This is a genomic window from Azoarcus sp. KH32C, from assembly GCF_000349945.1.
GTDB lineage: Bacteria > Pseudomonadota > Gammaproteobacteria > Burkholderiales > Rhodocyclaceae > Aromatoleum.
On the sequence record NC_020548.1, the window covers coordinates 439547 to 453182 of the forward strand.

The window sequence follows — 13636 nt, forward strand, 5'->3', positions numbered from 1 at the left end:
AGAGATGAAATCATCAGCAGACACTCGTGCACTCAGCACTGATAACGTCCATTCCGATCGCCACTTCGGCGTCGAGCATGGCGGAATCCACAAACCGATTCACACCTCGGTGCAGTACGGTTTCGACCGCGTCGAGGATCTGATCGGAGCCTTCCAGGGCACCTACAAGGGCGGCTACCAGTACGCCCGCCAAGGCACGCCGACGACGGCTGCCCTCGAAGCCAAGATCACCGCGCTGGAGGGCGGCGTGGGGACGGTATGCTTCTCGACCGGCATGGGCGCGATCGCAGCGACCTTGCTCACGCTCCTGCGCGCGGGCGACCACCTCGTGGCTAGCCGCTTCGTCTTCGGCAACACCAACAGCCTCTTCGGCACGATCGAGGGACTGGGGATCGCCGTCGACAAGGTAGACGCCTGTTCGGTCGAGGCGGTCGCCGCGGCGATCCGGCCCGAAACACGCATGGTATTCGTCGAGACCATCGCCAATCCGCGCACCCAGGTCGCCGATCTCGCAGCGATCGGCCAATTGTGCCGTGAGCGCGGACTCGTCTACGTGGTCGACAACACGATCACCTCCCCGGCGCTATTCCGGCCACGCGCGGTCGGTGCGAGCCTAGTGATCAACTCGCTGACCAAGACCATCGCCGGCCACGGCGAGGCACTCGGCGGCGCCGTCACGGACACCGGACTCTTCGACTGGAGCCCCTACCCGAACATCTTTCCGTCCTATCGCAAAGGCGATCCCAAAGGCTGGGGCCTGTTGCAGATCCGCAAGAAAGGCCTGCGCGACATGGGCGGCACGCTGTCGTCGGACCAAGCGCATCGCATCAGCATCGGTAGCGAGACCTTGCCGCTGCGCGTGAAGCAGACCAGCAGCACGGCCCTCGCGCTGGCTCAGTGGCTCGAACAACATCCGAAGGTCGATGCGGTTCACTACCCCTTCCTGCCGTCCCACGCCCAACATGAACGGGCCAAGAGCCTCTTCGCCGCCGGTTCATGGCTGCTGAGTTTCGAGCTGCGTGATCCGTCGTCGATGGTCGACGTGCTCAACCGCCTCACGCTGCCAATCAAGGCGACCGGCTTGGGCGACACCCGCACCCTGATCATCCCGGTCGCGCCGACGATCTTCTGGGAGGCGGGCCCGGAGGCACGCGCAGCGATGGGAATCGCCGAGGGCCTGATCCGCGTCTCGGTGGGTCTGGAAGACGAAGCCGACCTGATCGCCGACTTCGAACGCGCTCTCCGGTAAAGACGTTCGCCGGGCACAAAGAAATCGGCCATCCGGGGTAGCAATGGGCCTCCCGTTCGACGTGGGCGGGAGCCGCCCATGCCAATGGTCGACCGGAATTTGTGAGAAAGGTTAAGAATCGCACGAATTCCAGGCGAGCCGAGTACCCTTGTTGCACCGTGTCAATTTCTTCTGGCATCCGCCGGCGGATAGGTTCGCGGCGACACAGTCCGATCCGGGCTCAGCGCATCCTCGAGGACCCCGCCAGTCTCGCCGATTGCGCCATGAACCGACCTTCTCCTTCCGACTTCCCCCCCTTTAGCAATCCCGGTCCCGCAGAGGAACCGACGCAGCGCCGGATCGACCCGAGCCACGACGCCTTGCCGCCCGGCACCCGGTTCGCCGAGTACGAGCTCCTGTCCGTCCTCGGCGAGGGGCGATCCGGCATCGTCTATCAGGCGATGGACCATGGCCTCGGACGCCAGGTCGCGATCAAGGAGTACCTGCCTGCCGCCCTGGCCTCCCGGGGCCGGGACAGGGAGGTGATACTGCGTTCCGACGGGCATGCGGAAAGCTTCGCCGCGGGCCTCGAGTCCTTCGTCGACGAGGCCAGGCTGCTGGCGCGTTTCGACCACCCGGCCCTGGTGCGCGTGTATCGCTTCTGGGAGGCCAACCGCACCGCCTACATGGCGATGCCCCACTACGAAGGGGTCACGGTCGATGTCGCGCGCCAGTCGATGGCGCTCCCGCCTGACGAAGCCTGGCTGCGCGGCCTGTTGTTGCCACTGCTCGACGCACTGGACGTTCTGCACGGCGCCTCCTGCTATCACTGGAACATCTCGCCCGAGCAGATCCTGCTGCAACCCGACGGCCGCCCGGTGCTGTTGGATTCCGGCGCGCTCCGTGTCATCGGCGATGGCAGCCAGGGGGCGACCGTCGTCCTCAACCCGGGCTTCGCCCCCATCGAGCAGTACGCCGAATCGACACAGCTGCGGCAAGGGCCGTGGACCGATCTCTACGCTCTCGCCGCAGTCGCCTACTACTGCGTCAGCGGTTACCCGCCGGTGGCCTCCACGGTGCGTGCGCTGGACGACCAGCTCGAGCCCCTGTCCCAGATCGTGGACCGCCTCGGACGCAACTTCCCCCAGCTCAACTACAGCGTGGCCTTTGTCTCGGCGATCGAGCGGGCCCTCAGCGTCAGGCCGCAGGAGCGGCCGCAGAGCGTCGCCGAGTTCAGGCGTGCCCTGCTCGGCGGCCGCGGCGCCACGGAATCCATCGTGGTGCCGCCCCCAGTCGAGGCGACTGAGTCGCACGAGGCTCCTGCGTTCCAAGTCCCGCACACGGCAGAGCCAAGACCGCAGGCGGAGCCGACGCCGGAAACCCCGCCGGAGTTCGTATCGCCGCACGGGCAAGCTCCGGCCGGCGCCGCAGACGATGCCCACGATCCGGCCTTGTGGGCCGCGTTTGAGTCCGCTCTCGGTGCCGACCCCGACAGATTCGGCGAACCTCGGGCATCACGGCGCGACACGAAAGCGGGCGGCTGGCACCGGACCTTGTTGATGGGTGGCGCCGCGCTGGCGTTCGTCGCCCTCGGGGCCGGCGGCTGGATGATGTGGTCGGAGTACCGACAGGCGAAGGTGATGCAGCGCTTCAGCACGGCGAGCACGGAACCGGACCGGCCCCGCGCGCCGCTGAACCCGCCCGTGCCGCCGACGACCGCCCCCCCCGAGCGGCCGGCAGAATTGCCTGCGCAAGTGCCATCCGGCCCGGCCGCCGAGCCGCAGTCGCCGCCACCCGGCGCCGCTATGCCGGAAGCGGCGCCGCCCGAACCCCCTAGGGAAGCAGCCACGGCGAAAGAAGTCCCGTCCGACCGGTCGCCGCCGCTGACCAGACTCGACAACACGCTGACCAAGTTCGACAAGAACGAGCAGAACAATCCCCGGGTGCTGTGCGGAACGCGCACCCAGTTCTCCCTGTACCGCTGCATGAAAACCGAGTGCGAGCGGCCGAAGTATTACGACCACCCCGAGTGCAAATACCTGCGTGCGAAGGACGAAGTGAGAACACTCCCATAGTCCACAGCACCGACCTTCGACTAAGGTACGAGAAGCGGCGATGACAACAGCCGCAAATCCAACCCCACATGAAAGGAGCGACCATGCCTACCGGTACCGTCCGCCTGCACCGAGTACTACGCGCGAAACCCGAGAAGATCTATCGAGCCTTCCTCGACGCTGAAGCGCTCGCCCGCTGGCTACCGCCCAACGGCTTCACCTGCAAGGTCGACCAGCTGGATGCCAAGGTCGGCGGCACCTTCAGGATGGCCTTCAGGAATTTCAGCACCGGCAACGGCCATTCCTTCGGCGGCACTTACCTGGACCTCATGCCGAACGAGCGCATCCGCTACACGGACAAGTTCGACGACACCAAGCTGCCCGGCGAGATGGTGACGACCGTCACGCTGCGCCCGGTGGCCTGCGGGACGGAAATGAACGTCGTGCAGGAAGGCATTCCGGAGGCGATCCCGACGGAGTTTTGCTACCTCGGCTGGCAGGAGTCGCTCGACCATCTGGCGCGGCTCGTGGAGCCTGAAATTCCGGATTGAAGTCCCCGTTCAAGGAAGGAGGATCATCATGAGCGAAAGCGCTGTCCGAAACCCCGTCGGCTGGTTCGAAATCTACGTGAACGACATGCAGCGGGCCAAGACCTTTTACGAGGCCGTGCTGGGAACGCAGTTTTCGAAACTGGAGGCTCCGGGCCAGCCTCCCGGCATGGAAATGTGGGCGTTTCCGATGCATCAGGACGCCATGGGCATCACCGGGGCGCTGGTGAAGATGCCGGGCCTGGAGGCGGGTGGACACAACGTGCTGGTGTATTTCATGTGCGCGGACTGTGCCGTCGAAGCGGCCAAGGTCACGAAATCAGGCGGTAGCGTCGTCAAGGAAAAGTTTTCGATCGGTCAGTACGGATTCATCGCGCTGGTGACGGATACCGAAGGCAACATGATCGGCCTGCACTCGATGCAGTAGCCGGAAAAGCGCGGGGCGCGCTCGGCACGCCCTGTGCCAGTCACCAGCTGATCGGACTCCGACCGGCCTGCACCAGCGCCTGGTTTGCACGCGAGAACGGCCTGGAGCCGAAGAAGCCCTTGTTGCAGGCCCCGCCGATCGGGGAGGGATGGCTCGACTGGATGACCGTGTGCCCGTTGCCGACAATATGCTCACCCAACGCCTGCGCCGGCTTTCCCCAGAGGACGAAGACGATTCCGGACTGGGTCGTCGACAGCGCCCGCAGCAGTGCCCCGGTGACGAGATCCCAACCCAGCTTGTGATGCGACTTCGGCTTGTCCTTTTCGACCGACAGGATCGTGTTCAACAGCAGAACACCCTGTTGCGCCCAGCCCGTGAGATCCCCCGACGAACGAACTTCCCCACCGAGATCCGCGGCAAGCTCCTTGTAGATGTTCCGCAGCGAGGGCGGAATCCGCACCCCCTGCGGCACCGAAAACGAAAGTCCCATCGCTTCCGCAACCTGCCGGCCATCGGCCACCGTCGAGATCCCGTGATAGGGATCCTGCCCGGCGATACAAACACGCACGTCGGCAGGCGATACGAGATCGAGCGCACGATAGCGATCGATCGACGCCGGCAGCACAACGCTGCCGGCCGCCTCGCGCGCGGCGAGTTCGGCCTCGATCGTCGAGACGCGTTGCGCGACCACGGCGTCGAGACGCAGCTCCGCGAGAATGGACATCCAGGATGAGGGCAAAGACATGGGAAAGGGACTCCAGAAGCCGCGCGGATGCTAACACAGCGGTGTCAGGGTCGATGTACCGATACGGTATTTCCTTGACCAGTGCTCAGTACGGTAAGCTCGATGCGGTCCCGGCGTGATCGGGCAGGCATGCTGCGCGAACCCGACCCGTTTTGCGATTGCCTAAGCGCAATGCCGGAGGAAACTCGGATGGTGGGCAAGGAGTCGATCTTCGTTCTGGGTGCACAGGATCCCGAAATGCGGGAGATCGAACGCTGTCTGCGGCGGGCGGGCCGACAATTCGTGCATGCCGCACGACACGGAGAACGCTGCCTCGCGCGCACGGCTTATGACGCGAATGGTGTCGTGCGGATGTCGCGGACGGGCCAGCCAATGCCGGCGGTGCTGCTCCCCAAGGCTCCGGCGGTGTTCGTCGAGTGCACGGTGCTCGGCCACGAGCCGGTATTGCGAGTCGATCACCATCATCCCGGCGACCCCGGTTACGACAAGGGGCCGGAGGCTTATCTCGAGGGGTCGTCCGTCGGACAGCTGCTGAGGCTGCTGGAGATGGAGCCGGATGTGACCCAGCGCCTGCTCGCCGCAGCTGATCATTGCCTGACCGCCGCCTACCAGGGGGCCTGTCCCGGCGTGGATCCGCATGAACTGCTTTTCCAGCGCGCAGCGTGGCAGGCCAAGATGAGCGGACGCACGCTCGGAGACGTCATGGAAGGCATCCTCGATTCGGCGAAGCGGGTCGAACGCCACTACGATTCGGAGCGCGGCGAAGCGCTCTTTCTCGATCCGACCGAAGTCCCGCCCGATCTCGCCGAGGGCGCGGCGCTGGCCGGCAAGCCGATACGCTACCTGCAGGTGCTTCCGAGCCGAGAGGTCAAGGAAATGCTGAAAGGCGCGAGCCCCGAACACATCCAGCGCTTCATGGCCTCGCACCGTGCCGCCGGCCGGCGGGTCTACGGCAATCCGTACCGTGGCTATGCCGGCACCTATTACTGACGACAGATGCCGCTTGCCGAAGAGATAGGCCAATTGACCCAGGTGCGAACGCGTCGGATACTCCGACGCCGTCGAGGGTCTTTTTTCGTCAACCGGCATCCGAACATTGTCCGAGGTCAACGTGAAGCTCTATTTCCATCCAGCATCGACCACGTCGCGCATCATCCTGCTCTTCGTTAGCGAAGAAGGTATCCCGTTCGAGCCGGAAGTCGTGGACATCCTCTCCGGCGCCCACCTGTCGGGTTCGTTCCCGTCGATCAACCCCAAGCGCCTCGTTCCGGCGCTGGACGACGACGGCTTCATCGTGACGGAAAGTGCGGCCATCCTGCGTTATCTCGCCGCAAAGACCGGGTCCGCCGCCTACCCGACGGATCTCAAGGAGCGTGCGCGCGTCGACGAGATGATCGACTACCTAAACTCGGACTTCTACCGGGATTGGGGCTACAACATGATCTACCCGCAGCTTTTCCCGCACCACAAGCGCGAGTCGGATGCAGCCCATGAGGGAACGGTTCGCTGGGGGCAGGATCGCGTGCGCAACGGCCTCGCCTATCTCGACTCCGTGCTGGCGAAGCAACGCTATCTGGCGGGCGACAAGCTCACGATTGCCGACTACTTCGGTGCCGGCGTGTTTTCTGCGGGCGAACTGATCCGGGTCGATCTGGCCCAATTCCCGAACCTTCAGCGCTGGTACGAGTCCATGCGCTCATTGCCCTCGTGGCCGAAGGTCAGCGAGGCGCTCGAGGGATTCAAGGGGATGCTGAAGGACATGTCCTTCGTCTCCATCCCCTGATCGTTTCAAGAGGCAGCTTATGGCATCGGGCATCCTCATCGACGGCCGCTGGGAAGTGCGCCCCTACAAGGCCGATGCGGCAGGGCGTTTCGAGCGGCAGAAGACCTTGTTCCGCTCCAGGGTCGGCGAAGGGGACTTCCCGCTGGAAGAAGGCCGTTATCGGCTGTACGTGAGCTACGCCTGCCCATGGGCGCACCGGACGATGATCGCCCGCGCGCTGCTGGGCCTCGAATCGGCGATTCCGATGTCGGTGGTCCACCCGCACATGCTGGAGCAGAGCTGGGAGTTCAGGGACGACGATGGCCGGACCTGTCCCGAACCGGTATTCGACGCCGAGGCGCTGTGGCAGGTCTATGCGCGTGCCGAGCCGGGCGTCAGTGGACGGGTGACGGTGCCCGTCCTCCTCGATACGGTCGCGAAGCGCATCGTCAATAACGAGTCGCGCGAAATCGTCCGCATGTTCGGGCGGGCCTTCCGGCCCTATGCCCGGAATTCGGATGTCGATCTTTGCCCTCCGGGGATGCAGGACGAGATCGAGGCCGTGATCGACGCCTTGTACGAGCCCGTCAACAACGGCGTGTATCGTGCGGGCTTTGCGCGATCCCAGGCCGCCTACGAAGAAGCCGCCCGGGGACTCTTCGCAGCGCTGGAACATTGGGACGGCGTGCTCGGACGCCGGCGCTGGCTGTGCGGAGACGTGCTGACCGAAGCGGACATTGCGCTCTTCACGACATTGCTGCGCTTCGATCCGGTCTACTACGTGCATTTCAAGTGCTCGCTGAAGCACATCTGGGACTATCCGAATCTCTGGCGCTTCCTGCGCCGGCTCTACCACCATCCGGCGGTCCAGCCGACGATCCGCCTCGACCACATCGTCCAGCACTACTTCGTCAGCCACCCGCACATCAATCCGTCCGGCCTGGTGCCGATCGGCCCGGTGATCGATTACGGAGAACCTCCCCGTGACTGATCGGACCGCCCGCGGTCTGCCGCGAGTCCTGCTCGTCGACACCGACCCGCAATCGCAGCGCATGGCGGCGCTGTCGAATGCGGGTTTCCTCGTGCAGCGCGTCGACGTGGTACGCCACGCTCGACCCATCGCTGGACCTGGCGGCGCGGATGCAAGGCGCCGCTTCCGTGGAAGTCGCCTCGGCGGTGTTTCACGCCGGCCAACACCAGCGTTCACGGGTGGAACTTCACGCCCGCCGCATTCGAGGGCTCGGCTCGGACAATGAACGCTGGCTGGTGATGATGCGCGACCTGGGGCCTGAAGAACTGGCCGTTCGCCAGCAACTGGAGTCCGAACGCGCGCGCCGGCTCGTGGAGTACGGTGGCGACATCCTCCTCCTGCACGACACCGAGGGACGGATCGTCGACGTGAACCATCAGGCGACGGTCCAGACGGGGGATACGCGCGACGAACTGCTGAACCTGCGGATCTGGGATCTCGACCGCGAGGCGAGACCGGGCGCGGGATCTGGGCGCGGCTCGCCGCGGGTGGCGCGCTGACCGTCGAAGGCAACATCCGGCGCAAAGACAACTCGCTCTTCCCGGTCGAAGTGAAGCTCGGCGCATGGGAAGACCGCGGCGAAAAGCAGATCGTCGCCTGGCTGCGCGACATCACGGAACGTCGGCAAGCCGAGGAGTCGCAGCGGCTCGCGCGCATCGTGTTCGACGCGTCCCTGTCGAAGCCGCAGGCCTGCGGTTAGGGATAAATGGCCGTCCAGGGTGCGGCGTCGTCGACCCGCATATAGCCACGGTACATACCCTCGGTGTTGAAGGGCATGCTGACATTGCCGTGGGCGTCGACGGCGATCAGGCCGCCCTGACCTCCGATCGCGGACAGGGCTTCCATCACGACGTGCTGGGCGGCCGCCTCTAGCGTCAGGCCGCCGTACGCGATTCTCGCGCACAGGTCATGCGCGACGGCGCAGCGGATGAAGTATTCCCCGGTGCCGGTGCAGGAGACGGCAGCGACGCGGTTCGCATAGGTGCCGGCACCGATCAACGGCGAATCGCCGACCCGGCCGGGCAGCTTGTTGGTCACGCCGCCGGTGGAGGTCGCGGCTGCCAGATGGCCTCGGGCGTCGAGGGCGACGGCGCCGACCGTGCCGTGCTTGCGCTTGTCATCCAGCAGTCCCGATTGCGCACGCCTCAACTGCTCGCGGCGAAGCTCGGTCGAGAAGTAGTCCGGCTCGACCAGTTCCAGCCCACACGCCTCGGCAAAGGCCTCCGCGCCCGCGCCCACGAGGAGCACATGCGTGCTACGTTCCATCACCGCGCGCGCCGCCCGCAGCGGCCGGCCCACTCGGCTCACGCACGCGACCGCACCGGCACGGAGCGTCGCCCCGTCCATCACGGCCGCATCGAGCTCATGGGTCTCATCGCGTGTAAATACCGCGCCACGACCGGCGTTGAAAAGAGGGCAGTCCTCCAACAGGTCCACCGCGAGACTGACCGCATCGAGCGCGCTGCCGCCGTCGGCCAACACCTGCCGTCCGGAGCGCAGGACATTCGCCAAGGCATCGCGGTAAGCGGCTTCGATGTCAGGGTCGAACTCTCCGGGGCCGCGTCCGCCCGCCCCGCCATGGATTGCGATGACTGGCATGAGTCCGCTTGTCATTTTGGAGCCTCCGATGTCGCGATCGCGCCCGCCCCCTCCTTGCCGGACCGGCGCATTCCTTCGAGCGGCCGCCAGTATGCGCCGCCCGCCGAGTAGCATTCCCACGCCCACCGCGCCCAGCGCGTGATCGCAACCGCAAGCCAGAGCGCCCATGCGAGCATCGCCAGTCGATAGGCGAATACGGGGATGCTATAGACCTCGACGACGGGGGTCACCGCCTTAAGCCGGTCGAGGTACCAGTTGAGCTGGAAGGCGCTCGAACCGTTTCCGGCGATGAGCATGTCGGGATAGCCGAGCAGGCCTTGCCGCAGGGCGTCGAACAGGGCGCCGGCCGCCATCATCGTCAGGAACAGGATCGCGATCTGCAAGAGGTTGAAGCGCCACGGGGACGCAGGTGGGTAGGTCCGACGAACGACCAACAGCACAAACCAGCTCACCATCAGGAAGGCCGCGGCGACCGAGGCCTGCACCAGTCCGATCCCCAGCAGTACCCAGGCCGCGGCACTCAGCGGTGTCGGCAGCACTCGCGGCAGCACCAGCGCGACCGCCACCACCACCGCCAGAACGCCCCACAGCAGAACCGCCGGCCCGACCAGCGGTCCGCGGGTGAAGAGAACGACGCGGTCCTGCGGCACGGCAAGCGTCACGCTCGCGTTGACCGCGGGCGCCCCCAGGTCGAGCTGCGGCGCGACGTAATGCGCATCCATCGCCGCCCGGTCGCGCCACTCGATCTGTACCGAATGCTCCCCGGGCGTGACCGGCAGCGCCAGCTTGTTTCCGTCCGCGCGCAGGGGTTGCACGGTGCCGTCGATGCGCACCGACGAAAGCTCGGCGCCGTCCGGCAGGCCGATGACGTGGTTTCCCCCGGTGCTGCTCCGCAACCGTAGCGTCGCCGTCACGTCCGTCGACCGCTGCCCGACCCGCGCGCCCAACTGGACATCGTCGATCGTCAGCGTCGCCCCTTCGATGACCGCCGGCCGCGACACCTTCAGCTCGACGCTCTCCCCCGGCCACGGCAGCCAGCGCGGCTGCCACCGTGCGCCGTCGGTCCAGGCGACGGGCATCAGCCCCGAGGATTGAACGTTCCAGAGCGGAGTGGCCGTGACCGACCAGCGTTCGATCTGCCCCGGATACGTGGAAGTGCGCAGGCTCAGGACCTGGGCGGGCGCAAGCACGCTTGCAAAGCTGCGCGTGGCTCCGGGCGCAAGGTCGAACACGGCTTCGCCCGCGTCGGCCGTCACGCCCGGGTCGGTCACGGCTTCGCCTTCCAACAGCGGGACGCGCACGTTCGCCTGCAAGGCACTGCTGCCGTGGCGACGGACGATCGTGCTCAGCGTCCACGTCTGCCCGAGGTCGAGATGACGTTCCACCTCGACCAGCGGCGGCAGCTCCGCGCCGCCGTTGAACTCCCTGGCCCGGCCCGATCCGGCCGCCTCGCGAACGCGGGAAAGCGTCAGCGTATCGGTCGCCAATCCCCGCGCGTCCCGCCCCGCAAGACTCCACAGGTCGAGCTCGGTCGTGAGCCGTCGCGGCGCCATCGGCAGATGCAGAGGAACGTCATCGACACTCGCAGGGATCGTCAGCTCGAGGACGCTGATCCCAGGCTGAACCGAGGTCCAGATCCGCCCGGCTTCATCCCGGAACAGCGGCGGGGTTTTGCCGGCCAGGAGTACGGACGACGGACGCAGGTTTGCGCCGGGGCTTGGCAGTACGACCGGCGTCCGTGCCTGGGCATGGATTTCGAGCCTCAGTGTGATTGCGTTCCCGGAAGCCTTGATGTCCAGCGCGGCGAGGTCTGCACAGGCCGGCGTGCATGGTGGTGCCACCGGCGGGGCGAGCAAGCGCTCGCGCAATTGCTGCAGCAAGGCCTCCGAGGGGAACTGCGACTGCGCTTGCGCCTCGTCCGGAACGGTCCCGAGAAGCGCTCCGACGGCGACAAGCACTGCTGCAGCCCGAGCCCCCAGCGCACCGCGCAATCGCCGCCCCAGTCCACCCAGATCGGTCGGCCAGCATCGCCATAGCGCGATCGCCAACAGAACGATCGCCGCGAGCGACCAGAGCGCTGACGCCGCGGGCGGAAGCAGTGTCAGACGCAGGGCCTGCTCCGGCCCCAGGGGGCCTTGCGCAGACATCGCCACGACAGTCCATTGCCAATCCGGAATCCCAGGCCCCGTCTGCACCTTCACATTCGGGTCGATGCGTCGGTAAGCGCCGTAGTCGGCCGAACTCGAACCCTGGCGCGATGCCGCCGCGTCAACCTCGTCGCGCCGCTTGAGCGTGGACTCGGCCCTGTCTTCCAGTTCCGCGGGTGCCGGAGCGGCAGCGGGTCTGGGCGCTTGCGGAACATACTGACGTTTCGCGGCCGTATAAGCGTAATTCATTTCCAACGCGGGATACATCGCCTGCCGCAGCTGAGTCACGGCAAAAGGCAGCAGCAGGATCGCGATCAAGACGGCACTGGCGAGACTGCCCCGGGTCGCCCAGCCCCGCAGCCTCGCCTGATCCGGCAATGCGCGGGCAACGGCCTGCAGCACGACCAGCGCCAGCCAGGCGAATTTCGGCGCGAGCGGCATATGCCAGCTCAGCACCAGTCCTCCGAGCAGGATGGCCGCAGTCCCCGTACCGACGACCCGGAAGGTCACCGCCGCGATGAGAAGAACCGCGAAGAGGTCCCACAGCGTCCAGGACGCCAGCCATTCGCCCTGCACGGAGTCGGTTCCCGATGCGTGAATCAGGCGCCAACCCGGCGGCAGGTTGAGTTCGGCGGACCAAACACTCGGCGGAATGCTCCACCCGCTCGCCGGCAACTCCCGGTCCGACGATTCGATGCGGCTGTCCGCCTCGAGCGCGAGCGCGGCTTCGCGCAGTTCCACTCCGCGTCCCGCTGCGCTGCGCGTCAGAGGCTGATCGACACCATTGATCGATACCCTGCCCAACGCGAAAGCCTCAGGCAGATCGAGCCGCCAATTGCGACCGACGGTCCCGCTGATCTTGTCCTGGACGGAATAGCCGCCGCCGTCGAAATCCAGCCAAAGCGTCCGTTTGACTGTCAGCCTGTCCGCGGTGCCGCCACTATCGCCACGCTGGCGCTCGGCAATGCGAAGCGCCCCCCCCGGTTTCAACACGAACGCAGGTAACGTCGCCCACGCGGCCGGCACCCCGACCGATTTCGGATCGACCGCTGGCGCCCCCTCGAGCGTCACGACGCGCAATTCGTTGTGGGGAGCAAATGACCAGACTTCCTGCTCAGCGGCAGTCTCCGCCAGGTTCAACTCGGCCGTCGGACTCATCTTGCGCGAACTGACATTAACGGCCCAGGATCCCGCCCTCGCCTGGACTTTCACGCTGCCGTCCGTGTCGATGCGCGCGGGCAGGTCTGCCTCCAAGGACAAGGGCACGAAGCCGTCGAGTATCGCCCGCGGCAGTCGAAGCTCGCGCGGCTGTCCCGAGACAGAGAGCTCGTAGCGCACCGTCGATTGCATCGGCACCTCATCGACAAACTGCCGAAACACCCTGACTGAAACGGCATCGACCGCGCCCTGCCTGTCCTGCCTTTCACGCAACCACAAACGCCCGTCCGCGTCCGGCTGGCCCGGAAACTTCGCCCCCTCCAGCGTCACCGAGAGCCTTGCCACCTGCGGCGGCAGCAACAGATTGAGCGGCACTTGCCGCCACTCGAATCGTCCGCTGATGACCCGATGCCCGGCCCCGACACGTACCGCAGGCTTTCCGTCGACAGGGACCACCGCCGCAGGCTGCGCATCGATCCGCACCTCGCGCGGCCAGCTCTCGCTGTCTCCGGGCAGGATGACCACGCCGTCCGCAAAGGCATCGACCGTCAGGGCAAACGAGCCGGCGCCTGCCGCGAGCTGCAGATCGAGTCCGGAAGGCCAGACGCATTGCGCCTGAGCCGAAGCGCCCGAGATCTGCGGGCACTCGGGCGGCGGGGCGTTGAAGCGGGCCCAATCCACCCAGGGCCGAAGCTGCTGCGGTACTTCTTCCGGCGACAGACGCCCTTCGGCCGCCAGCCCCCCAGCCGAGCTCAACACCAGGCCCGCCACCAACGCAACGAGATCGCGCGTGATTTTCATATCCTGCTGTCACCTTTCGACAAAGCCGCTTCCGGCAGCATGACCTCATCGTGCACGAACTCAGCACGCAGAACATGCCGGCCATTGATGGTATCGGCATACGATACCATGAGCGTCGGCGCCGACTACGCCCGACC

General features: G+C 66.1%; 12 protein-coding genes. 9 read left to right on the forward strand and 3 right to left on the reverse strand.

The annotated features are described in order from the left end of the window. The first annotated feature begins 4 nt into the window (after positions 1-4). The 4 genes from AZKH_RS24840 (at position 5) to AZKH_RS24855 (ending at position 4257) form a co-directional block, all read left to right on the forward strand. The gene (locus AZKH_RS24840) at positions 5-1249 is read left to right on the forward strand and encodes a cystathionine gamma-synthase family protein (protein WP_015452064.1); all 1245 of its coding nucleotides are present in this window, start codon (positions 5-7) and stop codon (positions 1247-1249) included. A 263-nt stretch (positions 1250-1512) separates the two neighbouring features. Then, positions 1513-3303, forward strand: coding sequence for a serine/threonine protein kinase (locus tag AZKH_RS26495; RefSeq protein ID WP_015452065.1), 1791 nt, complete (start codon positions 1513-1515; stop codon positions 3301-3303). Between the two features lie 83 nt (positions 3304-3386). Beyond that, entirely contained in the window at positions 3387-3833 is a 447-nt protein-coding gene (locus tag AZKH_RS24850; RefSeq protein ID WP_015452066.1) for an SRPBCC family protein, read from the forward strand. A gap of 28 nt (positions 3834-3861) precedes the next feature. Next, positions 3862-4257, forward strand: a complete 396-nt coding sequence (locus AZKH_RS24855) for a VOC family protein (RefSeq protein ID WP_015452067.1) — start codon at positions 3862-3864, stop codon at positions 4255-4257. A 40-nt stretch (positions 4258-4297) separates the two neighbouring features. Here the strand turns inward: AZKH_RS24855 and ung are convergent, their stop codons facing one another. Continuing rightward, positions 4298-5002 carry a uracil-DNA glycosylase gene (ung, locus tag AZKH_RS24860; protein ID WP_015452068.1) on the reverse strand — a complete coding sequence of 235 codons (705 nt, stop codon included), beginning with the start codon at positions 5000-5002 and terminating at the stop codon, positions 4298-4300. A 189-nt stretch (positions 5003-5191) separates the two neighbouring features. On the opposite strand from ung, the gene AZKH_RS24865 reads away from it, so the two are divergent. The 5 genes from AZKH_RS24865 (at position 5192) to AZKH_RS27890 (ending at position 8494) form a co-directional block, all read left to right on the forward strand. Then, a complete protein-coding gene (locus tag AZKH_RS24865; protein WP_015452069.1) occupies positions 5192-5992 on the forward strand; it encodes a hypothetical protein in 801 nt (266 codons plus the stop codon). A gap of 121 nt (positions 5993-6113) precedes the next feature. Then, positions 6114-6785, forward strand: coding sequence for a glutathione S-transferase family protein (locus AZKH_RS24870; protein ID WP_041658134.1), 672 nt, complete (start codon positions 6114-6116; stop codon positions 6783-6785). Positions 6786-6804: 19 nt separating this feature from the next. Continuing rightward, positions 6805-7755, forward strand: coding sequence for a glutathione S-transferase family protein (locus AZKH_RS24875; RefSeq protein ID WP_015452071.1), 951 nt, complete (start codon positions 6805-6807; stop codon positions 7753-7755). A 77-nt stretch (positions 7756-7832) separates the two neighbouring features. Further along, entirely contained in the window at positions 7833-8294 is a 462-nt protein-coding gene (locus tag AZKH_RS27885) for a PAS domain S-box protein (protein ID WP_015452072.1), read from the forward strand. 14 nt (positions 8295-8308) lie between these two features. Beyond that, complete coding sequence (locus AZKH_RS27890) at positions 8309-8494, forward strand: PAS domain S-box protein (RefSeq protein WP_083903219.1); 186 nt, start codon at positions 8309-8311, stop codon at positions 8492-8494. Here the strand turns inward: AZKH_RS27890 and AZKH_RS24885 are convergent. Beyond that, entirely contained in the window at positions 8491-9408 is a 918-nt protein-coding gene (locus tag AZKH_RS24885; protein ID WP_041657929.1) for an isoaspartyl peptidase/L-asparaginase family protein, read from the reverse strand. The two genes, AZKH_RS27890 and AZKH_RS24885, sit on opposite strands and share 4 nt — an antisense overlap. Continuing rightward, positions 9405-13499 carry a hypothetical protein gene (locus AZKH_RS24890; RefSeq protein ID WP_015452075.1) on the reverse strand — a complete coding sequence of 1365 codons (4095 nt, stop codon included), beginning with the start codon at positions 13497-13499 and terminating at the stop codon, positions 9405-9407. Before AZKH_RS24890 ends, AZKH_RS24885 begins: the two co-directional genes overlap by 4 nt. Between the last annotated feature and the right edge of the window lie 137 nt (positions 13500-13636).

Excerpts from the sequence above, each read along its gene's own strand:
- AZKH_RS27885 (WP_015452072.1), top strand. The coding sequence starts at position 7,833 with ATGCGGGTTTCCTCGTGCAGCGCGTCGACGTGGTACGCCACGCTCGAC.
- ung (WP_015452068.1), bottom strand. The coding sequence starts at position 5,002 with ATGTCTTTGCCCTCATCCTGGATGTCCATTCTCGCGGAGCTGCGTCTC.
- AZKH_RS24840 (WP_015452064.1), top strand. The coding sequence starts at position 5 with ATGAAATCATCAGCAGACACTCGTGCACTCAGCACTGATAACGTCCAT.
- AZKH_RS24890 (WP_015452075.1), bottom strand. The coding sequence starts at position 13,499 with ATGAAAATCACGCGCGATCTCGTTGCGTTGGTGGCGGGCCTGGTGTTG.
- AZKH_RS26495 (WP_015452065.1), top strand. The coding sequence starts at position 1,513 with ATGAACCGACCTTCTCCTTCCGACTTCCCCCCCTTTAGCAATCCCGGT.
- AZKH_RS24850 (WP_015452066.1), top strand. The coding sequence starts at position 3,387 with ATGCCTACCGGTACCGTCCGCCTGCACCGAGTACTACGCGCGAAACCC.
- AZKH_RS24865 (WP_015452069.1), top strand. The coding sequence starts at position 5,192 with ATGGTGGGCAAGGAGTCGATCTTCGTTCTGGGTGCACAGGATCCCGAA.
- AZKH_RS24885 (WP_041657929.1), bottom strand. The coding sequence starts at position 9,408 with ATGACAAGCGGACTCATGCCAGTCATCGCAATCCATGGCGGGGCGGGC.
- AZKH_RS24875 (WP_015452071.1), top strand. The coding sequence starts at position 6,805 with ATGGCATCGGGCATCCTCATCGACGGCCGCTGGGAAGTGCGCCCCTAC.
- AZKH_RS24855 (WP_015452067.1), top strand. The coding sequence starts at position 3,862 with ATGAGCGAAAGCGCTGTCCGAAACCCCGTCGGCTGGTTCGAAATCTAC.